This window comes from Vibrio xiamenensis (assembly GCF_900100015.1).
GTDB lineage: Bacteria > Pseudomonadota > Gammaproteobacteria > Enterobacterales > Vibrionaceae > Vibrio > Vibrio xiamenensis.
On record NZ_FNDD01000025.1, the window covers coordinates 16,594 to 42,574 of the forward strand.

At 46.6% G+C, this 25,981-nt stretch carries 25 protein-coding genes; 14 read left to right on the plus strand and 11 right to left on the minus strand.

The genetic code is table 11. The features are described from left to right. Positions 1–75 precede the first annotated feature (75 nt). Positions 76–888, plus strand: coding sequence for a DUF2989 domain-containing protein (locus tag BLS03_RS17760; protein WP_093277048.1), 813 nt, complete (start codon positions 76–78; stop codon positions 886–888). Positions 889–929: 41 nt separating this feature from the next. Here the strand turns inward: BLS03_RS17760 and msrB are convergent, their stop codons facing one another. After that, a complete protein-coding gene (gene msrB, locus BLS03_RS17765; RefSeq protein WP_245696730.1) occupies positions 930–1,367 on the minus strand; it encodes a peptide-methionine (R)-S-oxide reductase MsrB in 438 nt (145 codons plus the stop codon). Between the two features lie 318 nt (positions 1,368–1,685). Here msrB and gap point away from each other — a divergent pair, with 318 nt between their 5' ends. From gap to BLS03_RS17795, 6 genes are all read left to right on the plus strand, one after another. Continuing rightward, on the plus strand, positions 1,686–2,681 hold the full coding sequence (gene gap / locus BLS03_RS17770; RefSeq protein ID WP_093277053.1) for a type I glyceraldehyde-3-phosphate dehydrogenase: 996 nt from the start codon (positions 1,686–1,688) through the stop codon (positions 2,679–2,681). A gap of 175 nt (positions 2,682–2,856) precedes the next feature. Further along, positions 2,857–3,741: a D-hexose-6-phosphate mutarotase gene (locus tag BLS03_RS17775; RefSeq protein WP_093277056.1), complete on the plus strand. Its 885-nt coding sequence runs from the start codon at positions 2,857–2,859 to the stop codon at positions 3,739–3,741. A gap of 174 nt (positions 3,742–3,915) precedes the next feature. Then, the gene (locus tag BLS03_RS17780; RefSeq protein ID WP_093277059.1) at positions 3,916–5,952 is read left to right on the plus strand and encodes a methyl-accepting chemotaxis protein; all 2,037 of its coding nucleotides are present in this window, start codon (positions 3,916–3,918) and stop codon (positions 5,950–5,952) included. An 82-nt stretch (positions 5,953–6,034) separates the two neighbouring features. Continuing rightward, on the plus strand, positions 6,035–6,859 hold the full coding sequence (rlmA, locus tag BLS03_RS17785) for a 23S rRNA (guanine(745)-N(1))-methyltransferase (RefSeq protein ID WP_093277061.1): 825 nt from the start codon (positions 6,035–6,037) through the stop codon (positions 6,857–6,859). 296 nt (positions 6,860–7,155) lie between these two features. Then, positions 7,156–7,518: a hypothetical protein gene (locus tag BLS03_RS17790; protein ID WP_093277064.1), complete on the plus strand. Its 363-nt coding sequence runs from the start codon at positions 7,156–7,158 to the stop codon at positions 7,516–7,518. 208 nt (positions 7,519–7,726) lie between these two features. After that, positions 7,727–8,230, plus strand: a complete 504-nt coding sequence (locus BLS03_RS17795; protein WP_143015650.1) for a hypothetical protein — start codon at positions 7,727–7,729, stop codon at positions 8,228–8,230. Between the two features lie 56 nt (positions 8,231–8,286). Here the strand turns inward: BLS03_RS17795 and BLS03_RS17800 are convergent, their stop codons facing one another. Beyond that, positions 8,287–8,721: a YcgN family cysteine cluster protein gene (locus BLS03_RS17800; RefSeq protein ID WP_093277070.1), complete on the minus strand. Its 435-nt coding sequence runs from the start codon at positions 8,719–8,721 to the stop codon at positions 8,287–8,289. Between the two features lie 138 nt (positions 8,722–8,859). Here BLS03_RS17800 and BLS03_RS17805 point away from each other — a divergent pair, with 138 nt between their 5' ends. After that, entirely contained in the window at positions 8,860–9,108 is a 249-nt protein-coding gene (locus BLS03_RS17805) for a YkgJ family cysteine cluster protein (protein ID WP_093277225.1), read from the plus strand. Positions 9,109–9,256: 148 nt separating this feature from the next. Further along, on the plus strand, positions 9,257–9,976 hold the full coding sequence (gene aqpZ, locus BLS03_RS17810) for an aquaporin Z (RefSeq protein ID WP_093277073.1): 720 nt from the start codon (positions 9,257–9,259) through the stop codon (positions 9,974–9,976). A gap of 91 nt (positions 9,977–10,067) precedes the next feature. On the opposite strand, the gene recR is transcribed toward aqpZ, so the two are convergent. The 6 genes from recR to BLS03_RS17845 all read right to left on the minus strand — a co-directional run bounded on the left by recR (position 10,068) and on the right by BLS03_RS17845 (position 15,737). Next, on the minus strand, positions 10,068–10,667 hold the full coding sequence (gene recR, locus BLS03_RS17815; RefSeq protein WP_093277076.1) for a recombination mediator RecR: 600 nt from the start codon (positions 10,665–10,667) through the stop codon (positions 10,068–10,070). Positions 10,668–10,685: 18 nt separating this feature from the next. Further along, on the minus strand, positions 10,686–11,015 hold the full coding sequence (locus tag BLS03_RS17820) for a YbaB/EbfC family nucleoid-associated protein (RefSeq protein WP_021703916.1): 330 nt from the start codon (positions 11,013–11,015) through the stop codon (positions 10,686–10,688). A gap of 74 nt (positions 11,016–11,089) precedes the next feature. Further along, positions 11,090–13,213: a DNA polymerase III subunit gamma/tau gene (dnaX, locus tag BLS03_RS17825; protein WP_093277079.1), complete on the minus strand. Its 2,124-nt coding sequence runs from the start codon at positions 13,211–13,213 to the stop codon at positions 11,090–11,092. A gap of 12 nt (positions 13,214–13,225) precedes the next feature. Continuing rightward, on the minus strand, positions 13,226–13,771 hold the full coding sequence (apt, locus tag BLS03_RS17830) for an adenine phosphoribosyltransferase (protein ID WP_093277082.1): 546 nt from the start codon (positions 13,769–13,771) through the stop codon (positions 13,226–13,228). Positions 13,772–13,939: 168 nt separating this feature from the next. After that, positions 13,940–14,332, minus strand: coding sequence for a YbaN family protein (locus BLS03_RS17835; RefSeq protein WP_093277085.1), 393 nt, complete (start codon positions 14,330–14,332; stop codon positions 13,940–13,942). Between the two features lie 304 nt (positions 14,333–14,636). After that, positions 14,637–15,737: a response regulator gene (locus tag BLS03_RS17845; protein ID WP_093277090.1), complete on the minus strand. Its 1,101-nt coding sequence runs from the start codon at positions 15,735–15,737 to the stop codon at positions 14,637–14,639. A gap of 240 nt (positions 15,738–15,977) precedes the next feature. Between BLS03_RS17845 and BLS03_RS17850 the strand changes: the two genes are divergently transcribed. Next, positions 15,978–16,853 (plus strand): LysR family transcriptional regulator, encoded by an 876-nt coding sequence (locus BLS03_RS17850; RefSeq protein ID WP_093277094.1) that lies wholly within the window; start codon positions 15,978–15,980, stop codon positions 16,851–16,853. A gap of 86 nt (positions 16,854–16,939) precedes the next feature. Here the strand turns inward: BLS03_RS17850 and BLS03_RS17855 are convergent, their stop codons facing one another. From BLS03_RS17855 to fadI, 3 genes are all read right to left on the minus strand, one after another. Continuing rightward, entirely contained in the window at positions 16,940–17,488 is a 549-nt protein-coding gene (locus tag BLS03_RS17855) for an NAD(P)H nitroreductase (RefSeq protein ID WP_093277096.1), read from the minus strand. Between the two features lie 135 nt (positions 17,489–17,623). Beyond that, a complete protein-coding gene (fadJ, locus tag BLS03_RS17860; protein ID WP_093277099.1) occupies positions 17,624–19,741 on the minus strand; it encodes a fatty acid oxidation complex subunit alpha FadJ in 2,118 nt (705 codons plus the stop codon). Then, the gene (fadI, locus tag BLS03_RS17865; protein ID WP_093277102.1) at positions 19,741–21,048 is read right to left on the minus strand and encodes an acetyl-CoA C-acyltransferase FadI; all 1,308 of its coding nucleotides are present in this window, start codon (positions 21,046–21,048) and stop codon (positions 19,741–19,743) included. The genes fadJ and fadI overlap by 1 nt, the downstream gene beginning before the upstream one ends. Positions 21,049–21,558: 510 nt before the next feature. On the opposite strand from fadI, the gene BLS03_RS17870 reads away from it, so the two are divergent. The 4 genes from BLS03_RS17870 (at position 21,559) to BLS03_RS17885 (ending at position 25,912) form a co-directional block, all read left to right on the plus strand. Next, complete coding sequence (locus tag BLS03_RS17870) at positions 21,559–22,122, plus strand: sigma-70 family RNA polymerase sigma factor (RefSeq protein ID WP_093277105.1); 564 nt, start codon at positions 21,559–21,561, stop codon at positions 22,120–22,122. Next, a complete protein-coding gene (locus tag BLS03_RS17875; protein ID WP_093277108.1) occupies positions 22,115–22,837 on the plus strand; it encodes a DUF3379 family protein in 723 nt (240 codons plus the stop codon). Before BLS03_RS17870 ends, BLS03_RS17875 begins: the two co-directional genes overlap by 8 nt. 244 nt (positions 22,838–23,081) lie before the next feature. Beyond that, positions 23,082–24,350 carry an outer membrane protein transport protein gene (locus tag BLS03_RS17880; RefSeq protein WP_093277111.1) on the plus strand — a complete coding sequence of 423 codons (1,269 nt, stop codon included), beginning with the start codon at positions 23,082–23,084 and terminating at the stop codon, positions 24,348–24,350. A gap of 284 nt (positions 24,351–24,634) precedes the next feature. After that, positions 24,635–25,912, plus strand: a complete 1,278-nt coding sequence (locus tag BLS03_RS17885) for an outer membrane protein transport protein (protein WP_093277113.1) — start codon at positions 24,635–24,637, stop codon at positions 25,910–25,912. Positions 25,913–25,981: the final 69 nt, after the last annotated feature.

Here is a 25,981-nt window from a genome sequence, read left to right on the forward strand (position 1 = left end):
CTCAAACATAACCAGCCACAGCATGGAGTCAAGGTAAGCAAAAAGAATAAGTGTAACTGATCACAAGCATTCAATATGAACTACATAAAAATCTTGTTACTTGCCACTTCGACACTCCTCGTCAGTGGCTGCTTTGAAAGCAGAAAAAATACCGAACAGCTTTGCCAAGACAACCCGGCACTGCGCTGTGAAAAGCTCAATATGGATGACGGTCAATGTCGCGTCCCACGGACGGATTTGATTTGGCACCGCTTTGATGTGATGAAAAACCCAAGCGAAGCCAATAAAGTGGTCGAATATAAGCTGCTGATGGAATATCGCAAATGTCTTGAGCTTGCCTCGCAGATTCAAACCATCGACCAAAGCGAATTGAGACAAAAACGCTTTAATGCCCTAGTCCATGCGGGTAATGAACAGGAGCGGATCGTTATGGAACTGAGAAGTTCTCAACAACCGCAAACGCTGTATTTCCTATGGAGTCAACTGGGTGACACTCATGCCCAGCGAGCGTTCTTGCAAATGGAAGGTTCGCCAAAACTCGATACACCCGAGATGCAATACGCGCTCGCAACCTTTTACACCAATCGAGATAAAGCCAAGACGATTAAGCTACTGATTCGCTCACTGGAGTTATCCGATGGCAAGCAGGTCAATGTCGAAGCGGTGAAATCGCTGGCCAGTATCTATTACAACGTCCAAAACAAAGAAGCGGCTTACATCTGGACACAAGTTGCGGCGGAGTATGGCGTGCAGTTGGCGCCCAAACAGCAGCTACAACTGCTGTATGGGTTTAACGACACCAAATACGAAGAGCTTGATGATATGGCAAGCCAAGTCGAAAGTGCCTTAAAATCCGGCACCTTTAAGGCGAGCTTAGTTCCCTACTAACTCATACCTACGGATGAAAGGAACTAACAACAGACGGCGAATTATTCGCCGTTTTTTGTTGGATTGTTGAAAGTTAACGACACAGAGTTAACACAGAAACGTTCGCCCGTAGTCGGCGGTCCGTCTGGAAAAACGTGGCCAAGATGGCTGTCGCAAACTGCGCACCGGATCTCAATTCTCACCATTCCGTGACTTTGGTCTTCTAAGTAACGAATCGCTTGCGCTGTGATCGGCTTATCAAAACTTGGCCACCCACAACCTGAGTCATATTTGTCTTGTGAAGAGAAAAGTGGCGTATGACAGCAAGTGCATGAGTACACGCCCGTTTCTTTATTGTGCAACAAAGTCCCACTATAGGGCGCTTCGGTTCCTTGTTGTCGACAGACTCGATATTGTTCCTCGGATAACTGCTCACGCCAGTCTTTATCTGACTTTACTACTTTATGCTCGTGACCTTCCACCGCGGGCATTCTCCTCATTCTCACTTTTTATATTCACTTTTTTAGGGAAAAACTTGCTAACATCACCCGATGTAGCACATACTTTCTCCCCATAACAGGGCGGGTAGATTCTACTCTATTTTTAGAGCTAACTCGCCCCTTATATTAGACTGGCGTACAGTTTATCTTGCATTGAGCTCAAAAGATAACCACTTACTTATGAATGTGAAGAAAAAGCGTCGCTTTTTTTTGACTTTAAACAAGTTAAGTCAGATTATCGGTTGCAGATTTTTGCTGGGTTCTGTAATTTTACTACCAGTTATCTTTAATCAGAAATTAAGTTGTGGAGCAACTATAATGACTATCAAAGTAGGTATTAACGGTTTTGGCCGTATCGGCCGTTTCGTATTCCGTGCAGCACAAGAACGTAACGACATCGAAGTTGTAGGTATTAACGATCTTATCGACGTAGACTACATGGCTTACATGCTTAAGTACGACTCAACTCACGGCCGTTTCAACGGTACTGTTGAAGTTGAAGGCGGTAACCTAATCGTTAACGGTAAAACTGTACGTGTTACTGCAGAGCGCAACCCTGAAGACCTTAAATGGGACGCAATCGGTGTTGACGTTGTTGCTGAAGCAACTGGTATCTTCCTAACTGACGAGACTGCACGTAAGCACATCACTGCTGGTGCGAAAAAAGTTGTTCTAACTGGTCCTTCTAAAGACGCAACTCCAATGTTCGTTAACGGCGTAAACTTCGACACTTACGCTGGTCAAGACATCGTTTCTAACGCTTCTTGTACTACTAACTGTCTAGCGCCTATCGCTAAAGTTCTTAACGACAACTTCGGTATCGAATCTGGTCTTATGACTACAGTTCACGCAACTACAGCAACTCAAAAAACTGTAGATGGTCCTTCTGCTAAAGACTGGCGCGGTGGTCGTGGTGCTTCTCAAAACATCATCCCATCATCAACTGGTGCTGCTAAAGCTGTAGGCGTTGTACTTCCAGAAGTAAACGGCAAACTAACTGGTATGGCTTTCCGCGTACCAACTGCTAACGTTTCTGTTGTTGACCTAACTGTTAACCTAGTAAACGGTGCTTCTTACGAAGCTATCTGTGCAGCGATGAAAGAAGCTTCTGAAGGTGCTCTAAAAGGCGTTCTAGGCTACACTGAAGACGCAGTTGTTTCTCAAGACTTCATCGGCGAAACTTGCACTTCAGTATTCGATGCTAAAGCTGGTATCGCACTAACTGACAAATTCGTTAAAGTTGTATCTTGGTACGACAACGAAATCGGTTACTCAAACAAAGTTCTAGACCTAATTGCTCACATCTCTAAATAATGTAAGCTTTTAGCGAAGATATTTGTCAAAAAGGCGGCTCTTGAGTCGCCTTTTTTGTATCTGTTTCCCTGTCATTTAAGTCGTTCGGCGGTCCTGACACATGTCATGCGCGGCACACGTCGCGAGCCCAATGTTGGTGATATATGTGCCTAGGTCCTGCCCCTAGGAGAACTCCATGGATCTTTACTCTCTTCCCGCTGTAACTGCACTATCCGATTGCGTGACTATCGTTGAGCATCAAGCCCTTAAAATAGTGCGTATCATTAGCCCTAAAGCTCGCGCGGCCATTGCCTTGCACGGCGCCCACCTACTCTCTTATCAACCACAGAAACAATCCGAAATGATTTGGATGAGCGAAGCGGCGATTTTTGATGGCAAAGCAGCACTGCGTGGTGGCGTGCCGATTTGTTGGCCTTGGTTTGGCGGTCTCGCAGCGCCATCACACGGATTTGCCCGTACCAGTGAATGGCAGCTGGTTGAACATCGGGAAAACGAAAACGGCGTAATTGTATGTTTAGGCCTGAAAGACAGCGAAGCCACTCGCGCTATTTGGCCACACGCGTTCGCGCTGCGCCTCTGGGTAGAAATTGGTGACGAGCTGAAAATGACTTTAGAGATGGAAAACACCGATACGACACCATGGCAGTTCTCCGCCGCGTTACATACTTACTTGAATATCGCCGACATTCACACCACCAGCGTCACTGGCATAGGCCCAAGCTACATTGACAAACTGCAAAGTAATCAAGTGTGTCAAGGTGGCGAGACTCTAACGCTCACGGCGGGAATTGATCGTATTTATACTCAACCAGAAGCCGTGATTCACGTTGAGGATCATAATCATCAGCGCACTTTGCAGATTAGCAATCAAGGCCATAACAGCGCGGTATTGTGGAATCCTTGGGCTAATGGCGCAGCCGCAATGAGTGACATGACAGACGATGGTTATCAAACCATGTTGTGCGTTGAATCGACCGTATTCAGCCCAAGTTTGCAAGAGGGTCAAACCCTAGCACCTGGCGAGAAACATCAACTGGTCACGTGTATTGCACATTCATAATTTGACGTTAACTTGAGTGGCCATACTCGCCACTCAAGTTAAAACTAAAGTTTATTTTATAAAATCAAATATTCATTAATAAGAATCAAATTTTAGTTTTATAAACCTTTGTAATATCTGGCATTCCAATCATAGATCCACTTGATAACCTCAAGTGTCTACTTAGGAATGAAAATGATAAAAAAATATAATAATCAAAGCATCGCCTTTCAGCTCAAACTCGTTATTACACTGTGTTTGCTGATCGCGTTCACTTGTATTGCCACATTCGTCTATCGCAGCGCCTCACAACAAATGCTGCAAGCCACATTTAGTGAGCACCAATCAAAAATCAATGCGCTAGCGAAAACCATTTCCGGCCAATTTGATGCCTATTTAAAAAATGCCCAAGAACTCGAGTCAACCTTCAGTCACAGTTATTTAGAAGGTATTGAACAAAGCGATTCCTCTCTTAGCTTTCAAGGTGTTTCTCTTCGCGATCTCACCCTGGCGGGCAAAAGCCTAATTGGTGACACCAGTGTTGTAGATAAATTTACTCATGATACCGGCGCTGTCGCTACCTTATTCGCAAAGCAGGGCAACCGCTATATTCGCGTTTCGACATCATTGAAAGATCCCAATGGTCAGCGAGTGGTCGGCACTTATTTAGGTCACGATCATCCCGGTTTTTCTAAACTCAGCAACGGACAAGCGTTTTACGCGCAAGTTAAACTGTTTGGTAAGCGCTACATCACTTATTATTCGCCAATTAAGAACGCTCAAGGCGAAGTCTTTGCTCTCGCTTTTATTGGCTTACCAGTGCAACAAGCCACCGAAGATCTGTTCGCATCACTGGCGAGCATTCATTGGGGCGAAACGGGTTACACCATTGTGGTGGATAACGCCACTGATAATTTAGGCCACTATCTACTGCATCCCACCAATAAAGAAACCGATCCTTCCATTCTGGAATTCACCGATGATCAAGGACGCAAACCATTTAACGCGGTATTTGAACAACATTCAGGCATGATCGAGTATTCGTTTGAATACCAAGGTCATCACGGCGAGAAATACCTGATTTTTGCCGACGTACCGGGCTGGAACTGGAAATTGCTCGGCGGCACCTTTATCTCTGAAGTCACCCAAAGCAGCCAACAGCTGCTCAAATTGATTACCCTGATCGCCGTCTCAATTGGCGTGGCGACCTTTGTAGTGCTAACGGTTTACCTGAGTAAAACGTTACAACCACTGACTCGACTGAACCACGACATGCAGCGTCTAAGTGAAGGAGAAGTGAGCCTAGAGCTTGTTTCTTATTCACAAAAAACCAATAACGAAATCATTAACTTGCAAAACGGCGTCGCCCACATGGCGAGTCGCTTAAATCAGTTGGTTTCAGAGATCCGCGCCACTAGCGATGAAGTCGACGTCGATTCAACCGCCATGGCTGAAGATGCGGAAACCAACCTACTCCAAGCCCAAAAACAGCAAGCGCAAGTGGAACAAGTTGTCACCGCGATTGAAGAGATGGCAACCTCCGCCCAGTCTGTTGCCCAGCAAGTTGAAACGATTGCTGATAACGTGCGCCAAACTAATGAGGAAACCCAAACCGGTTTGAGTGTGGTTGAAGATGTGTGCGTGGATATTGCCGAGCTTAATTCACAACTGGATCACTCAGCACTCGCCATCAACCAAGTCAGCATTGATAGCCAAAGTATTCAAACCGTCACAGAGATGATCAATGAAGTGGCTGAGCAAACCAATTTATTAGCCCTGAATGCGGCCATTGAAGCGGCGCGCGCAGGTGAGCAAGGGCGCGGTTTTGCCGTGGTTGCCGATGAAGTAAGAACTTTAGCGCATCGCACCCAGACCTCGGTTCAGGACGTGGTAAACATCATCAACAAGCTGAAAGCCTCAACCGGTAATGCGGTCGATATGATGGAGCAAAGCCAACAACGCGCTAACCATGTTCTCGATAAAGCCCATCAAGCAGGCGGTGTTTTAGAGTCGATAACCGACAACGTGCAGGCCATCGCTTTGCAAGCGGAAACCATTGCCGCAACCTGTGAGCAGCAAGCGCAAGTATCACAAGACATCGCAGCAAGCACGGCGGCAATTAGCGAGTTAAATAAAGAGAGCCGTGATATTAGCGCGCAAACCTCAGCCAGCGCGACCGGATTACAGCTTAAGGCCAAAGCGCTCAAAGCCCAGGTCGATTTCTTCCATTGATGCCCAGTTACTGTCACCAGTGACGTAGCATCCATAAGCCATTCTTGATAGACTCTCGACCTGATTTTGGGTCGAGGTCTATATCGTGTATCAATGTCCACTCTGTCACCAAGCGTTAGTGCGCCAGCAGCAAACTTACCGCTGTGAAAACAACCATCAATTTGATGTTGCTAAAGAAGGCTACGTCAATCTGATGCCAGTGCATCACAAGCGCTCTAAAGACCCTGGTGATAATAAAGAGATGATGCAAGCACGGCGTCGATTCCTTGAAGGTCAGCATTATCAGCCTATGCAACAACGCGTTGCAGAACTGGCCGCAGAAAAGCTCGCCGGTAGTGCACATCGTTTGCTCGATATTGGTTGTGGTGAAGGCTATTACACCGATCAAATTCAACGCAGTTTAGCGGCGCAAAATCCACACACTCAAGTGTATGGATTGGATATCTCAAAAGTCGCTATCCGCTATGCCGCTAAACGCTACTTAAATTGTGAGTTCTTTGTCGCATCCAGCCATCGAGTGCCCTTAAGTGACGCCAGTTTAGACGCCATTGTACGTATTTACGCGCCCTGTAAGGCGCCTGAGCTGCAGCGCTGTTTAGATGAGAATGGTGTAGTTATTACGGTGACGCCCGCCGGTCGCCACCTCTACCAGTTGCGTGAAGAGATATACGACACAGTACGTCTACACGATGAAACCCCTGAATCGCTAGATGGCTTTGTCCTAGAGCACCAAGAGCGCCTGCACTATCCAATGCAACTATCTGATGGCGCTGCATTTGATCTTCTGCAAATGACGCCATTTGCGTGGAAAGCCAGTGATGAGTTGCGTGAAAAACTGCAATCGGCGCAAAGCTATGCCTGCGAAGCCGATTTTATGCTGCGCGTTTACCGTAAAGTGGCGCAGTAGTTCGCCTGATTTCATCTCCTCGACGCAAAAACGCAAGTGGCAATCACTGCCGCTTGCTACCTTCGTATCAAATTTCTCCATTCAGCCAGTCAATCATTGATCTTCTATTCAAAAATACGCAAAACAAAACAAGCGCTTAAACTATAACCAGCTCACAAAAATACCTCTCATCTCAGGCCTCACCTGCTTTGGGCGCAGTTCTTGCTTACTCAATTTTTGAACAAACGTGTGATTTTTTATCCAAGTTTCGACCCAAACTGCCGATACAGAATTTGTGATGTTAAAAGGAGATGAGTATGAACCCTGTAGGTATGGATTCGACTTCCGTGCTTTCACCACAGAAGGTCAAAGCTCAAACGCCCGAAAAAGCCGAATTGCAATCATCAGCCGCTCCGCTAAAACTGGAGCAAAACAAGGTAACCCTGTCTGCTGAAGGCAAAGCGCTACTCGCCGCGCTACAAGAAATCGAAAAAGAGAGCCAAGCCGCTGAGCCCAAAAAAGAGCGCAGTGTCGGTGACAAAGTAGAGTCATTTGCTCATGGTGCGCTCGGTATGGAGCACCCAGACAAGTTTAAAGAAGAGGAAGACACCTCTTATTCAGCGGGGCAATTTGTGTCCGCAGCGGCAACCATAGGCGGCATTTTGCTGGCAATCGCCTAATATCGAACGTAAAGTCATCACCCGTCTCAGCGCGCCCTTTTGATTAATTTTTTTTATGCTGAGAACAACAGTTTTGATTTGAGTCGTGAATTTGCCGCGCACATAATGACCCACAGTTCAATACTGCTGGGTCTTGTACTTGAAATATCCAAATCTTTCGCGACTAAAAAATTCTGCGTCAAAACGAATCTTCATCACAGGTGTGATTTTGCTATTCGTGACGACTGCACCGCTACTGCGATTACACAATGTCATGCCGTGGCCGAAAATGCCGCAATTCGCCCCACTGCTCATTGCGGTTGTCACTTTGCTGATCATTTCCTGGCGGCTCAAACACCATCAGCCTAATCGCTCGACTTCCCCAGCTACCTATAACGACACCACTAAGCCAAATCTTAATGCGCCTTGTCATGACACGCTTCGTTTACAGCGACTGCAAGCACGCCAGCAACAAGCAGAAAACCATCTCCAAGACGCACGTCGCCAGGTGTTTCGCATTAGAGCGCAAATAAGTCAGGTCGAACAACACAAGACCAATAGCCAACCAGATCACAGTCAGCTGATTAATTTAAAACAATCGTTATCAGAGGCATTAGAGCAGCTTGAACTTGCCCACCAACAACAATTAAAAACCATGCAAAAAGTGCAAGATGCCAAACTGAAAAACCAAGCAACTAAACACTACAGCCACTGTTCAGTTCGGCGTAAATAGATGCGAAACACTCAACCCATTAAGCATTAAAAAAGCGCCTAATTAGGCGCTTTTTATCATTGTGGAAGATTGAGAATATGATCTTCCCAGTCAATCACGTCGATCTCGTACACGACTTTATTACGCACACTTTGCTGAGCTTCATGCATCGCATGTTTCGAGCCTGTGATCAACGGGTGCCATTCTGGCAGTGGTTCGCCTTCTGACAACAAGCGATAAGCGCAAGTATCCGGTAGCCAGTTGAACTCATCGATTTTGTCGCGCGTGAGTTTAAGGCACTCCTCGTCAGATTCGAAGCGATTCGCGTAATCTTTACACGAACAAGTTTGGTCGTCTAACAAGCTACACGCGACATTGGTGTAGTAGACTTCGTCACTATCTTCATCCATCAGCTTGTGTAAACAGCATTTCCCGCAGCCATCACATAGTGATTCCCACTCTTGCTCTGTCATCTGCTCTAATGTTTTACTTTGCCAAAATGGAATGCTCATGGTCCGGCGCCTTTGTTAAACTCTGGGCAGCGTTTATACCCTGCTCAAACTCAAAGTTCAAGGGCAAAATTTGAGCTGTATCACAGCTTAATTTTTGATACTATCGCCACCCTTTCGTTGAATGTAGAAGCTGTTGTTATGGATTGTCGCCTAGGCTGCGGAGCTTGCTGTATCGCCCCGAGCATTTCTTCCGCCATTCCTGGTATGCCAAATGGCAAGCCTGCTGGCGTGCGCTGCGTACAACTCGATGACAACAATCTATGCAAACTCTTTGGTCAAACTTCACGCCCTAAAGTGTGCCATCAATTCAAAGCATGCCCAGATATCTGCGGCTCAACCAACCAGCAAGCGTTGATTAACATCACCGAGTTAGAACAAGTAACGTAAGTTTTTTCCTATATTCACGCCACAAAAACAAGACGCTATTTCGTTTAATTTATCCATAGCTTAGTGTTGCATTTTTGAACCACGCAAAGCGACTCAATATCCTCTATTGTTCAGCCAATCGTGATTGATCAAAGTAGGTAATTGGGCGATGAATAAATATTTAGCAGAAGCTTTTGGCACGTTTTGGTTAGTGTTGGGTGGTTGTGGTAGCGCGGTGTTGGCCGCGGGTTTTCCTGAAGTAGGTATTGGTCTACTTGGTGTTTCTTTAGCTTTTGGCTTAACCGTGTTAACGATGGCCTTTGCGATTGGTCATGTCTCTGGCTGTCACTTAAACCCTGCCGTGACGATGGGCTTATGGGCTGGCGGTCGTTTCGAAAGTAAATATGTTCTGCCTTACATCGTAGCTCAGGTGATTGGCGGCATTATTGCTGGCGGCGTCCTTTATCTTATCGCATCGGGTCAGGTTGGATTTGATGTAATGGGTTCAGGATTTGCAGCCAACGGCTATGGCATGCACTCACCGGGTCAATACTCTTTATCCGCTGTCGTGATCACCGAAGTTGTCATGACCATGATGTTCTTGATTGTGATTATGGGCGCAACCGATGAACGCGCACCTCAAGGTTTCGCGCCTATCGCGATCGGTTTGTGCTTAACACTGATTCACCTGATTAGCATTCCAGTGAGTAATACGTCAGTGAATCCAGCGCGTAGCACCGCTGTCGCTGTCTACGTGGGTGACTGGGCAGTATCACAACTGTGGCTATTTTGGGTAGCGCCAATTGTTGGAGGTATTCTTGGTGGCATCATCTATCGCAGTTTATTAGGTAAACGCGCCACTGAGCACAAGTCTCTCAACTTAGCGTAATCCGATAACACTCGATCCATTGGGAACATTCGGTCCGCTGAGAGCACTAGATTTATAGAGAAAAGAAAACCGCGCATCGGCGCGGTTTTTTTTAGAACTTTTGTCGCCCAAGCAAGGAGTGAGACAACGTGGTGCCGTCCACCAATTCCAGCTCGCCGCCAACAGGAACACCGTGAGCAATACGGCTGGCGTCAACATGATGCTCGCGGCAAAGCTCACCGATGTAATGAGCAGTCGCCTCACCTTCAACGGTCGGGTTAGTCGCCAAAATCACTTCTTTAATATCGCCACGGCGCAAGCGGTAATCAAGCACATCAAGGCCGATATCACTGGGTCCAATACCATCAAGTGGAGAAAGGTGCCCCATCAGCACGAAATAACGCCCTGAGTATTGCCCTGTCGCTTCAACAGCGGCAATGTCTGCTGGGCTTTCAACCACACAGAGCTGACCATTCTCTTGGCGCTTAGGGTTGGAGCAAATATGACAAACATCTTGCTCAGTGAAAGTTCGACATTCTTGGCAGTGGCCGATTTCGGTCATTGCCTGACTGAGAGCTTCCGCAAGAAGCAATCCGCCTTTTCTGTCGCGCTGTAACAAATGAAAGGCCATACGCTGAGCCGACTTGGGACCAACCCCAGGTAGACAACGTAAGGCCTCCATCAAATGCTCCAGCATATGACTGGTACGCATTAAAAATTTTCCAGTGGTTTAGAATGGCATTTTCATGCCTGGTGGAAGTTGCATTCCGCCAGTGACACCAGCCATTTTTTCTTTTTGAGTTTCCTCAACACGACGCGCTGCATCGTTAAAAGCGGCTGCGATAAGATCTTCAAGCATCTCTTTATCGTCTTCCATCAAGCTTTCATCGATATCTACTCGACGTACGCTGTGGCTACCAGTGATGGTCACTTTTACTAGTCCAGCGCCTGACTCGCCTGTCACTTCCATATTCGCGATTTCTTCTTGAAGCTTTTGCATACGCTCTTGCATTTGCTGGGCTTGCTTCATCAAGTTGCCCATACCGCCTTTACCAAACATGTTTATCTCTCTGGTGTTGTTCGCTAATGAAAACTTAATGGGGCCGAATCAGCATAATTTCAACCCCGTTGTGGTTAGACAGGTCTAACGCTATTTCTATCCAATTCGGCGGCAAAACGCTGCTCAATGAATTGGACAATTCTATCTTGCTCTAAACTGTCAAACGCTTGTTCAAGCTTAGCTTGATAGAGCTTATCTCGCAGCTCTAACGGCGTTTCACCCTGCTCGCTTATCTCAACCGATAAGTGACACTCTTCACCCAGCTCAAGATTGAGGGCGCTCAGTAACTCACTTTGAGCGCGTTCGGTATTCAAATGCGCCTGATTGGCACGCAAATTCAGCACGATTGAAGAACCGTTTTTTGTATATGAAGAATTGAGAGCAAGTTGCTCAACCAGTTTAGGGATCGACAACTTATGAATCAGCGCCGCCCAGTCATTGAGCTCGATTGATTCATCGATCAACTTTTGCGTCATTTCCGGTGTTTTTTCATGCTCTAAAGCACTTTTCAACATCGTTGGCGTCAACTCTTTACGCTTCTCTACCGCAGCTTGAGGTTGTGACGGTTTCCATTGATACGGTTCGTTAGCATCGCTAAGGGTGGCTGTCGCCTGATCCATTGGTTGCGGCGACATCCGCTCCGCTCGGCCGTGCTTTTTGGCTACACGTTCGAGAACAGACTCGGGTTTGGCAGATGCCGCTTTAGGCTTTTTTGGATCGGCTCCAGGTTTGGTTTGCAAACCTTGGCGTTGCGAGCGCAGCTGATGACGCAATCCTGCAGCGCCAGTTCGTGGTGCTGGTGCTGGCTGAGCAGCACTTTGACGCGCTTGAGGCTCGTGCTCTTCGACCGCGCCTAGCATTGAATCTTGCTCTTCATAGGCATCCATCGGAATCGATTCATACGTCTGCATGTGCTGTTCTACCGGCTCCGAGACTGAAGATGTCTGAGTCATCGGTGCTTGAGTCGTAGGCGCTGCAGAAACTTGCGGCTGAGGCGCAACAGGTGCAGAAGCTACCGCAGATGGCTGCGCACTTGGTTGTGGCATAGAGCTTGGTTGTGGTGTCGCTGGCGCGACTGACGCTTGGGTGCTAATAGTGTTGGCAACGTTAGCCTGCACAGGAGCAAAGGCTAGCATTCTCAGCAGGCACATCTCAAGCCCAACACGCTCAGTCGGTGCGAACGGTAAATCTTCACGACCTTTGAGTGCAATTTGATAATAGAGCTGAACGTTTTGCGGTGATATCGCATTCGCCAGCAGCGCGATTCGTTCACTGTCGGGTTGAGATTTATCTAATGTGGCGGGCAGCGCTTGGCACATCGCAATACGATGGAGCTGCATCGCAAGTTGCTCAAGTAATCCATCCCACTCGACACCATTTTGCGCCAAACCTTCAATGCACTGAATCACCGAAGCTGGCTGCTTAGTGCTGATCGCTTCGAGAAGGTAAATCGCTTGATCCGTATCTAAGGTACCCAACATATGGGAGACGGTATCTTTAACCACCTGACCATTGCCAAGTGCAATCGCTTGGTCTGTTAAGCTCAACGCATCTCGCATACTGCCATCAGCTGCATGAGCCAGCATAGCCAGTGCTTTGCCGTCTGCGCTCACAGCCTCTTGCTCAAGAATATACTGCAGTTGCTGCTGAATGGCATCAACACCAATCGGTTTGAGGTGGAACTGCAAGCAACGCGAAAGAATGGTGACCGGCAGCTTCTGTGGATCGGTGGTAGCCAACAAGAATTTTACGTATTCCGGTGGCTCTTCCAATGTTTTAAGCAACGCGTTAAAACTGTGGCGCGACAACATGTGCACTTCGTCGATGAGATAGACTTTAAAACGACCACGCGCAGGTTTGTATTGTACGTTATCAAGCAGTTCACGAGTGTCTTCAACCTTAGTCCGTGAAGCCGCATCAATTTCTAACAGGTCAACAAAACGACCTTGGTCGATCTCACGGCAGGTATCACATACGCCACAAGGCGTGGATGTAATGCCCGTTTCACAGTTGAGGCCTTTGGCAAACAGCCGCCCAATCGTCGTCTTACCGACACCGCGCGTACCACTAAATAGATACGCGTGATGAAGACGATTCTGAGCGAGCGCATTTTCCAAAGCCGTTAAAACATGACTTTGACCCACCACTTCATTAAATTTGGTCGGTCGCCATTTTCGCGCTAAGGCTAAATAACTCATGAAGATATCCGATTAATGTCCTTCAAATTCACAGATACTGTAAACGTTAAGGCCTAAAGCTTCCAGACGTTTGTCGCCGCCAATTTCTGGCAAATTGATAACAAATGCTGCGTGTTCCACTTCTCCGCCCAATTGACGAATCAGTTTAGTGGTCGCTTCAATCGTACCGCCAGTCGCCAGCAAATCGTCAACCATCAAGACTTTATCGCCAGGTTGAATCGCATCAGTGTGGATCTCAAGCGTATCGGTACCGTACTCAAGGTCGTAGGTTTGCGCCACAGTTTCACGTGGCAATTTGCCCGGTTTACGAACGGGAACAAAACCTAAGCCAAGTTCTAAAGCCAGCGGCGCGCCAAATAGGAAACCACGAGCCTCGGTACCAACGACTTTGGTAAAGCCCATGTCTTTATATTTATCGACCAACAAATCGATGGTGGCTTTATAGGCTTGAGCGTCTTCCATTAAGCTGGTGACATCACGAAATAGAATGCCAGCTTTTGGATAGTCAGGAATACTTTTGATGCTTGATTTGATCAAAGAGATGGTTTCAGTCGTCATAGTTTTTACTTCAATTTTCTGTCTCTGGCGCTTTTTGGCAGAAAAGGCTCAGCGACAGATTTCATTCGGTCATGCGTTGGCCATGATCATCAAAAACAATCAATACGGCATTTTGGCATGATACAAAAACAAACGCCCACTCGAGAGTGGGCACACTTCCCTGCAATCTTAGTGATTTTCTTCTCGGTCAGCAAGGTGCTCAATCACAGGTAATCGATTAAACCAAAGTAGTAAAACGATTGCGAAAACCAACAGCGCAATTTTTAACCACTCCATTGGTACGCAGTAAATAGAAAACGCGAAGCTTACGATGATCATCACCATCGCCTTACGTTTCACTGAGCGACGTAATGCCCGTTTCTGCTGCCAATCCGTCAGTAAAGGTCCAAACGTTGGGTGGCGATGTATCCAATGATGAAACCGCTCGCTACCGCGCATAAAACATGCACTCGCGAGCAGAATAAATGGTGTGGTTGGCAATAAAGGGACAATGATGCCCACAATACCTAAGGCTAAACTGAGCCCACCAGCAATATTGAAAAAATAACGGCGAATATTGATGTAGAGCTCCGAAGGGGTAGTTAGAAGCTTGCGTAACCGTTAAACACTCGAATCCAAGTCAAAGTCGCTGGAAGTGTTGGTATCAGTAAAGCAAGGATGAATCCTAGAAAGTACATCACATTATAAGGTTCTTTAAATTCTTTGTCTGCCATGATTGTCTCTTCGCTCGGTCATCAAAAGGAATAAAAGTTAACAAAAGGTAATGCATATTGATTACTTTTGTTTAATGTTAACTATACGGTAAAACCAACTGAGCAAATACATACAATTAATAAGGTTAAGTAATTTTGCGAATCTACGCTCGCTAATGCACGTCTTTATATAGATCAAACGAAAAACTCGACGATCCTAAACGGCTCAATGACAATCGGCAGCCACTATCAATGGGTAAGTCTTTGGTGATGAAATTTTTCACGCAATTTTCGCCAAGTGGTACACCAGCAGCAATATGCTGGGTAATAACGCTGTTAGACCATTGGGAATCCATGCCGGCAGGTAAAATCGACATGCTGCCCGCAGACAAATCGACCAAACCAAACAGAGCATTCACTGGACTGGCGGGCTCAGAGCAAGATAAGCCTTTCTCGACCAGATAAGCGATGTCTTTCAAATCGGCATTAAAATTTTTCAAGTGACGAAGATAATCATGGAAAAGCGCTCTCACCAACAAGGTGGTCGGCGCACCATCACTGGCGTGGCTATTGGAGTCAACCAAGTAAAATGCCAATTGACCGTTAATCAACCACGCATAATCAAATACCATCGGCATCATATCGATGGATTGCAACAGGCGATAATTGAATCTCCACGCCCCTTGAGACGCATCGGTTTCCGGCAATAAAGCGTGAAGCAGTTCTTTGGCGGCATTGGGATTTTTTTGTAGATATCTAAGATGCCAATGCAATTCTTGCTCTTCTGGTACATCGCCATTCTCAACCCGAAACCACTGGGTGGCAAAGTCGCGTTGATCTGACAGGTGATCAAACGAATCCAGCAACGTGTTTTCAATTGAGTTAGTCAGATGACGGTGATTACTGATTGGCTTAGGCAAAAAGTCTTTGATACCAAAACGCAAGGCTTTGGCTACATCGGAGATGTCTTCCGTCGCCGAAACAACAATTAAAGGCAGCGACGGGTACTCTAAGCTTACCTCTTCGACAAACTCTAAACCATCGAGCACAGGCATGGATAGATCGCACAACACCAGATCGGGCACCGATTCACGCAGCCGTTTTAATCCTTCCAGACCATCTTCGGCTTCGACGACTTGATAACCTTGAGCTAATAATAAATTCTTAGTTATATTACGAAAAACGGGGTCATCATCGACCAACATAATGAGCTTTTGCTCGGCTGCAGAGGCAAGAGGCTCCTCTTCAGGAAATTTGCATACTTTATTATGCATCACTATGTCCTCACTAACTTCAGGGATTATTGTTATTATTGTCGTTAACGGTTCATTTTATAAACTCAACTAAAAATAGTCGTGAAAACGGGTTTATACAAATATTCCACTTAAGTTCGATGATACGCACAAGATATGCGAATTGTCCTAAATCAGAGAACTTGTTGATGTGACTCAAGCTTCAACATTTGATATACATATAAATTACTCAGAATTAATAAAACAACGCGCCCCCAACTAATGAAATTAGACGATCTCAATTTGTTCAGACTTGTCGTGGAAAACGGTAGCTACACAGCAACATCCCGTAAAACACTGATCCCTGTGGCAACTATTACGCGCCGAATCCAAGCGTTAGAGGATTCACTTAACCTTCGTTTATTAAACCGCCATGCACGCAAGCTCTCGCTTACTGAAGCTGGCGAGCGCTTTTTCAAGGAGTGTTCACCTCTACTGCAACGCCTCTCGGTCACCGCTGAAGAGATTACCGATGAATGCCGCGGAGCCGCTGGTAAAATTCGTATATCTGCACCATCAAACTTAACCAAACGTATGATGATGCCGATGTTTAACGCTTTCATGCACCAGTTTCCTGACATCAACATCGAACTCACCACCAGTGATCACGCAGACCAGCTTGATCCAACCGAATGGGACGTCATCTTTCGCGTCGGCCCACAACGCGATTCAAGCTTAATTGCACGTAAAATCAGCTCAGTAAAAGATATTCTGGTTTCAAGCCCAGCGTATTTGAAAAACAGCCCAGCACCAAAACACGCCGAAGAGCTGCACCACCATTCATTGCTGAAGGGTCGCCCACTTCTCAAATGGCAACTGACTAACAGTAATGGTGAAACTGTGGTCAACAATGACCAAGGCCGTTTTCAAGCCAACACCTTGAACGTGGTGCGCCGTGCTTGTTCTGATGGCCTAGGTATTACGCTGATGCCTGATGTGATGATTCAAGAATTCATCAAAGATGGAAGCTTAGTTCAAGTTCTGGCCGATTGGAGTGCGAACCCTAGAGACATCTACATGCTCTACAACCACAAAGATCATTTGCCGGAGAAAGTCCGTCTTTTCATCGATTTTGTTATTGGTTATCACATTCACTAAGCGTTAATCGATGCTGCGCATCAACCACAAAAAAGGGGCTGATAAGCCCCCTTTTTTTACCTGAAAATCAATCGTTAATTAAGCGCTTATAAATACTCAACAAAATCGCTCAAATGACGCTGTGGCACTTTCATTGGTTCAATCTCTGGCATACCCAGATACAAGAATCCAACGATTTCGTCTTCACCACTCAAACCGAAGGCTTGATGGACGAGCGGATGAAACATCAAATTGCCCGAACGCCAAAAGCCTTGAAAACCTTGTGCGAGTGCTGCCATCTGCATGGCTTGAGCGGCACAGCCCGCAGATAAATACTGCTCAAGCGCCGGCACTTTAGGATGCGGAGTCACCTTGGCGATAACCGTAATCACCATCGGGGCGCGAAACGGCGCATGACGCATTTTATCGACCACTGCGGGATCGCTATTTTCGGCAATCGCCGCGTCGGACAAAATCTTGCCTAATTTATCGAGCCCTTTGCCCTGAGAAATCACAAATCGCCATGGAGTCAGCCCGCCATGATCCGGTGCTCTCAAACCGGCGCGAATGATATTTTCTAATACCTTGCCCTCTGGAGCTGGCGCGCACAGCTTACCTACCGAACGGCGATTGAGCAGTAAATCCAATGCATCCATGATTTGTCCCTCTATTAATCGTTGTTTTTACTACGAAATGATATGTCCAATCATACTGCTAGCCAATAAAAAAGGCGAACCGCAAGTTCGCCTTTAACGCACTTTTATGACTTTGGTTTCAAACCACTACAGCCATCAGTCATAGAAGCGCTGCTCTAGGCCTGCGCGAGTTAGCAAGCCATCACATGGAGCGAAACGATCGCCGTATTTAAGCGCATGTTCGTTCATGATCTCGACAATTTTTACGATACCGACTTTGTCCATATAGCGGAAAGGACCGCCCAAAAATGGCGGAAAACCGATACCAAAAATCGCGCCTATGTCACCATCTCGTGGACTTTGAATGATTCCATCATCTAAGCAACGTACCGCTTCGTTGAGCATCGGCAATAAGCAGCGCAGTGCAATCGCTTTACCGTCCAAGTTGGATTGCGGATTTAAGCTCAGCAGCTTGTAGACACTTTTATCGACCTGTTTTTTCTTGCCTTTATAAACATAAAAGCCTTTACCACTTTTACGTCCTTTGCGGTTATCCCCTAGCAGCTTGTCAAACACATTTGGCCCTTGGAAACGCGCGCCAAGTTCTTTGACCAAGATCGGCATAATTTTCGAGCCGATATCGATACCCACTTCATCAAGCAAGCTAATCGGTCCAACCGGGAAACCAAAATCAACTAAAGCGCCATCAACATGTTCGATTGGCTCGCCCGCCATCAGCACCTGCGCTGCTTCATTCATGTACGGAGCCAAAATTCGATTCACATAAAAGCCTGCACAATCTTTTACTACGATAGGAGTTTTACCCTGCTTCTTCGCCAGCGCGACCACGGTCGAAATCGTTGCTGAGGATGTATTGTCATGGGGAATCACTTCAACCAGTGGCATTTTTTCAACCGGACTAAAGTAATGCAGACCAATCACGTTTTCTGGTCGCGTCGCCTTGGCCGCAATTTGGCCTATCGGCAGCGAAGATGTATTGGTTGCAAAGATAGTGCTCGCTTTCGCATGCTGTTCAACGTCCGCCACCATTTGCTGTTTAAGTTCAAGATCCTCAAACACCGCTTCAACCACAACATCCAAGTGCTGAAAACGGCTGAAATCCGTGCCGCCCGACAATTGCAACATTTTGGCTTGTTGCTGCGCTTTGGTAATAATTCGACGTTTGCGCTGTTTTTCAAATAGCTGATAGTTATAGCGAAGTGCGCTGAGTGCCCCATCGTTACTGACATCTTTTATTTTGACGGGCAATTTCGCTTTCGCCACGCTCACATGACTGATTCCTGCGCCCATCAATCCGCCGCCGAGGACACCAACCTGAGCGATAGAATTTGGCTTAGCATCGCTACCATGCTCTTTTTTCATTTCAGTGGTGGCAAAGAAGATTGAACGCAGCGCTTTAGATTCGCTAGTCATCACGAGCTCACCAAATCGCTCCGCTTCAATATTCAACCCTTTGGTCATACCGTGCTCTAAACCATGGCGTATCACGTCCAAAATGGCATCGATCGCTGGGTAATTACCGCGCGCTTTTTGAAACGCTTTCTTGCTTGCTTGGTCAAAAATAACCTTACGCCCTAGCCCAGTTCCGGACAGCAATTTTTCTTTGGTCGATGACTTAGCACTACGCGCTTTTTTGCCTTTTTCAACCCAGCTTTTAGCCACATCGAAAAGAATACTTTCTGGGACACAGTCGTTCACCACGCCTAGCTTATAAGCCTTCTTCGCCCGTAACTGTTTACCAGTTAGAATCATGTCCAATGCCGGTAAAAGACCAATAAGACGTGGCAAACGCTGTGTGCCTCCAGAGCCCGGTAGTAATCCTAGTTGCACTTCTGGCAGACCGATACGAGTGCTATCGGCATCCGAGCAAACACGATAGTCACAGGCAAGAGCCAGTTCCAATCCACCGCCTAAGCACGGACCATGAATGGCAGCGACAACCGGATATGGTAAGTCGGCCAGTGCTTGAAACAGGCTTTGCCCTTGGCGCGCTAATTCGCTCGCTTCCGCTGCACTTTGGCATTTATCTAGCATTCGAACATCAGCGCCAGCAACAAAGTTATCTGGCTTGCCAGAGCGAATAATCAGCCCTTTCACTGCGCTTGCCGATTGTTTTAGCTCCGCCAAAATCTGTGTCATTTGCTCAGCAAAAGCGGCCTGAAGCGTGTTCATTTTTTCGCCTGGGACATCGATAGTCAGCCAAGCAACTTGGTTATCATCAATGGTGAGTGTGAAAGCGGTATTCGTTGTCATTATTCTACCTCCAGTACCATTGCAGCGCCCAATCCACCAGCAGCGCAGGCTGTGTTCAATGCCAAACCACCACCACGACGTTTAAGTTCATAAAGTGTCTGAGTGATCATTCGAGCCCCAGTCGCCGCAAAAGGATGACCGTAGGCAATCGAGCCGCCCTGAACATTAAATTTATCCATATCGATTTCGCCAATCGCTGTACTGCGGCCAAGATGCGTCTGAGCAAACTGGTCGCTGGCGAACATTTTAATGTTGGCAAGAGTTTGCGCTGCAAACGCTTCATGCATATCAATCAGGGTTAAATCACTGAGTTCGATACCTGCGCGCTCAAGCGCGATTGGCGTCGAATAAGAAGGCCCCATCAGCATATCTTTTTCAACGCCAATCGCGCTGAACGCATAAGAGCGAATATAACCAAGCACATCTAAACCCAGTTCCTTGGCACGATTTTCACGCATTAGCAGAATAGCTGCTGCGCCATCGGTTAGCGGCGTACTGTTGGCGGCGGTGACGGTGCCATATTTGCGGTCAAACGCTGGACGCAGCTTAGCGTATCCTTCCAGCGTTGAATCTTGGCGAACATTATTGTCTTGATCGATCCACTGTTTATAAGGCGCAGGAAAAGCCGTCATGACTTCTTGAGCGAGGTGCCCTTGCTGCCAAGCTTTAGCCGCGAGAGAGTGGGAACGGTGGGCAAGTTCGTCTTGCGCTTGACGAGTAATGGCGTAGCTTTTGGCCATCTGCTCTGCCGTCTGCCCCATAGATAAACCCGTTGAGTATTCCGCGACAGCCGGAGGCACAGGCATAAGGTCTTTCAAGCGCAACGTTTTTAAAATCGCCAGTTTTTGGCCAAGAGTTTTGGTTTTGCTTAGCGCCAGTAAGTTCGCCGCGAGTTTTTTTGACACTCCGATTGGCAATACCGAAGAAGAATCCGCGCCACCCGCGATACCAATATCGATAGTGCCCGCCATGATACTTTCCGCCACATTCACCGCAGACTGGAAACTGGTCGCACAGGCTCGCGTCACGCTATACGCATCGGTGTGAATGTTCATACCCGTTCCCAATACAATTTCTCGCGCGATATTCGGCGCTTCTGGCATTTGTACCACTTGGCCAAACACCACTTGCTCGATCAACTGGGGATCAATGTCTGCGCGAGCCAGCAGCTCACTCACGACCATTTTTCCCAGATCAACGGCGGGAACATCACGAAATGCAGTACTTTGACGCGCGAACGGGGTACGTAACCCAGCAACGATGGCAATGCGTTCACCAGAGCGGGTTTTGACTTCCTGCTTACCCATTTTTTCTCCTTAAACCAACAGGTCTGACCTCAAGCTATTGTAACGAAGTTGTTAAAGCAATCAAACGACCGTTTAAATAAACGTGATTTCAAATACAAACGTAGTCAAAAAGGAGAAAAATACAGGCAAAAAAAAACCACACGAGCTCGTGTGGTTGGAATGTGTATAAAGCAATTAACTTACGCCAATTGAAAATAATCAGTTTCCTGATTAGGAGAAAGTAAAGTCAGCCTTCAAAAGGAAGTGTCATCTTGCTCAACATGTTGGTAAAACCAACGAGATGACATGTGTACTATAACTGACCTGAGAGGCCACTTTTTGAATTAGATCAAGTTTGAGTGGAATTATCGTACCCTGCGCAGTCAATCTAGTGCATAAGGTGTAACAAGATTGTTAAAGGCGAACCCTGGTTAGACTAAAGTGTAACATTTGATCAGTTTATGCAGCATCACTGCCGCGTGATAAGCCCAACCATTACAGTCGGCAACCAACATACTCACGGAGCCTTATGTGGCCATCACAACATTTTTTCGAAAGAAAAAAACCGTCAATCCGGTCAACTCGGATATGAAAAAACAAAATAAATATGAAGCGTTAGTACGCGCTTATCATAGAGACCTTTATCGCTATGCCTATTGGCTATGCCGAGATAACCATATCGCAGAAGATTTGGTCCAAGAAACGTGCCTGCGAGCTTGGAAATCGTTAGACAGCTTAGTGGATGAAAAATCGGCAAAAGCTTGGCTGATTACGATTCTACGGCGAGAAAATGCGCGGCGCTTTGAACGGAAACAACTCGAACTGGTCGATATCGACGATTTTGGCCATGAGGCTAGGGTCAATGACGACGCACATCACCAGTCTGAGTGGATTCATCACCAGATCATGCGCCTCGAACTCGATTATCGTGAACCGTTGCTCCTCCAGATCGTGGGCGGTTTTAATGGTGAGGAAATTGGTGAGATTCTTGGCCTAAACAAAAACACGGTTATGACGCGCCTATTTCGCGCCCGCAACCAACTCAAAGAACTTATCGACGCCACCCAACCACAGAGAGGACAGCAAAATGGATGATCTTGAATTTCGTCGCCGCATTATGGCTGATCCTAAAGCGCGCGATGCTGAAATATTGGCGGCTCTGCAAAGCAGTGAATCAAACGCACAATTTGCCGAAGAGGTACTAGAACTCGATGCTCAGCTTGAGAAAGCCCTAAAAATCGATGTGCCTGAAGACTTGGCAGACCGGATTCTATTTACCCAAACCACGCATTCGTTGCCCATCACAAACCGGTTTTCACGCAAAATGTTTGCATTGGCGGCATCGATTGCATTTATCGCCGGATTACTGATTGGTCAATTGCAATGGCATAACATCTTGATTCCACCCGCTTATGCAAGCTTGCCTGATATGGCTATCGCTCACGTACAAAACGAGAAAGCTTTTGTACAAGGTATTGATGAGCAAGCCAGTAATGTGCAAATTAACGCCAAAATGCAACCATTGGCAGCAAAATTGACCGCCCAATTCCCATATCACGTGTATTACCTAAATCACTGTGGATTTGGTAAAGCCAATGCTGTTCATTTGGTATTTGCAGGGGAGAAAGGTAAGGTCACCCTGTTTTTGGTTCCTCTTCCAAGCGATAAAGTCACGCAATTTGACCAACAAGGCATGCGGGGCGTCGTTGAACCGCTTAAGCAATCAAGCTTGATTATTGTTGGTCAGCAAAATGAAGATATATCCAAAATCACCGCCAAAATCCTACCTATCATTCAGCCTATGAATTAAATGAATACAGCTCACTATTTCGGTGAGCTGCTTTTCATACTCGCCACTAGAGCTTTAACTCTAAAAAACTAATTTTTGCTACCGTTTCGTGCTAGTTGTGCGTCATTTCGGTAATTTTGCCAGCAAATTAGACGATGGTCGGATTTCTATCCTTTATATTAAGCACTAGGATCAGCCCCTAACTGAGTTTTTACTCAGATATATCGTCCATTAGAGACGGAACAATAAAAAAGGAAAAAGCAAAATGAACAAGACGCGTCTGTTTAAAAAAACGTTGCTAGCAGCAACGGTAGCGCTCTCCGCGCAACAAGCTATGGCGGCAGGCTTCCAGCTAAACGCACAGTCAGCAACAGGTTTAGGCCGTGCATTTGCTGGTGATGCAGTTATTGCTGATAACGCTTCTGTCATGGCACGTAACCCTGCCGCGATGGCATTATTTGATAAAATGTCGCTATCGTTGGGTTTTGAAAGTATTACGACATTAATCGATGTCAAAGATGCGACATATAGCACAGCACTTGGATCTTCTACTGCTGTAGATGATTACGATGATGTAGGTGGCACATCTGTTGCGCCAAACATCCATTTAATCGTTCCAGTCAACGATAAATTTGCTTGGGGCGTTACTGCTTACAGTAACTTCGGCACCAAAACTGAGTTCTCAGATAGTTATACAGCTACTGAATACGGCGGTCTTACCGATGTAAAAAGCTTTAACTTTGGGCTAGCAGGCTCTTACCGCGCCAATGAACACCTAAGCATAGGTTTTGGTCTTGATGCTATCTATGGTCAAGGCAGCTTGAAACGTTCTCCAAGCGCAACCATCTCAACACTAACAGGTTTATCTGGTGATCTTATTAACGTTAACGATGCTGATGGCTGGGGCTTTGGCTTCAACGTTGGTGCAGTCTATGAACTGGATGCGAATAACCGTTTTGGTCTTTCCTACCGCCATAGCCCAGATTTTGAAGCCAAAGATGACGATGGACAAAAAATCACGCTTCCATTACCAGACATCGCAGAATTCTCTGGCTTTCATAAAATCGATAACACCCAGTTTGCCGTTCACTATAGTATCCAGTGGATCGGTTGGAGCGACTTTAACCAAATCGATTTCGATGATCTAAATTCAAGTAAGTCAGCATTAGCTGCCCTAGGGACTAGCTATGACAAGCAATACCAATGGCAAGATGGTTGGCACTACGCTATCGGTGGTACTTACTACTTAAACAGCGACTGGACTCTACGTGCCGGTTATATGTACGACACCAGTGCCCAAGACAGTGTGAAGTCAATTTCAGTACCTGACTCGGACCGTCAATGGCTATCAGCTGGTTTCACATACAACATCAACGCTGTGTCTAATGTCGACTTTGGCTTTACTTACCTAATTGGTAAAGATGTTGATGTTGAAGAGAGCACTACAATTTCAGGAACAGAGCTTTCTTCAGTAACGGCTACAACACACGCTGATGCGATCCTAGTTGGTCTGCAATACAGCCGCACATTCTAATTTCTACTCGCTAGAAAGCGCATATTAAGGGGCCATTGGCCCCTTTTTTGTATTTAAAATTACTCAATTGAGCATACATCTGTACTCTCATCGCCTTAATTCACACTACAAGTGTTCACTTAAATTCTTTACGCCACAGCATAAAGGCAGAATATACGTTTTTAAAATCACAATATTTAGATGATAACTCTAAATAAAGGCGAGTTTGTGTTTTTCACTTTCTAAAGTAAATATTCAAGATTTACACTTTCATACTTTGTAACTGCCTATTTCATAAATAAATAATGACAAAATCCACAACGATTTTCGCTATTTCTACATCTTTAGGACTAACCTTGGGTTCGTCGTTGGTTCACGCTTCAGGGTTTCAACTTGCCGAATATTCTGCGACCGGTCTTGGCCGTGCTTACGCAGGTGAAGCCGCGATTGCGGATAATGCCAGTGCACAGTGGCGAAACCCAGCTTTGCTCACCTACCTGCAAGGTACGCAAATCTCTGCAGGCGCTGTGTATGTCAACCCAAACGTCGATGTGCAAGGAACTGTCGCGGGCGCGATTAGCACCCGTTCAAACGACTATGCCAATGATGCTGTCGTGCCAAACCTGTATGTTTCACATCAATTTAATGATCAACTTTTTCTCGGTGCAGCGTTTGGTACTAACTACGGTATGATAACAGAACTTGGCAGTGGCTTTGCCGCCAGTCACTTTGGTGACCAAGCAAGCGTCGAAACCATGGAAGCCAACCTAAACTTAGGTTACAAACTCACTGAGCAGTGGCGTTTTGGCGCTGGTGTGCGTTACATCTTAGGTGAAGGTAAATTTGGCGCCACTTCTGCGTCGCAAACCGAACCAACTCTCGCGACAGGCACCACGCTAAAATACATGCAAGGTGATGACACCGCGTGGGGATGGCAACTCGGCGCCACTTGGCAACCAACGCCACAAACACGCTTTGGATTGGCTTACAAGTCGGCGGTGGATTTAACGCTTGCTGGCTACGCTGAAGGCGTAGCGTTTGGACTGAGTACCACAGGGCGTGATTCTGGCTCAATGGATTTGACTCTACCTGCGACAGCCGAAATCGCTGGATATCACCAAATCAGCCAACGCTGGGCGATTCACTCTAGCCTCAATTGGACCGATTGGAGTTCATTTGACAAGTTGGTGGCTGACCTCGACACTCTCGGCTCGCAAACGGTAAAAATCGAAAACTGGCGCGACAGTTACCGCCTAGCCGTCGGTACCACTTACCAGTGGAATAAAGCACTGACGCTGCGCTCCGGCGTCGCATACGATACGTCAGCGGTCAGCGATAAAAATCGGACGATTACCATTCCAGAAATTGACCGTACTTGGTTTAGCTTTGGTGCAACCTACGCGCTCACCGATCAATTTAGCCTTGATGCCGGCGCGACCTATGTCTACACCAAAGACGCAGATATTACTGAGTCTCGTGGTTATGCCTCAGACGATACGGCAGAAGCTATCGGCGGCCAATTTGTCGGCACAGTATCAGGCAATATCGTGATTTTCGGTGTTCAGGCTAACTACCGCTTTTAATCGTCTGCGGGTTTGCAATCATTCAAATTCGCAATAACTTAAATACACGATAAATTAGGCCTGCAATGG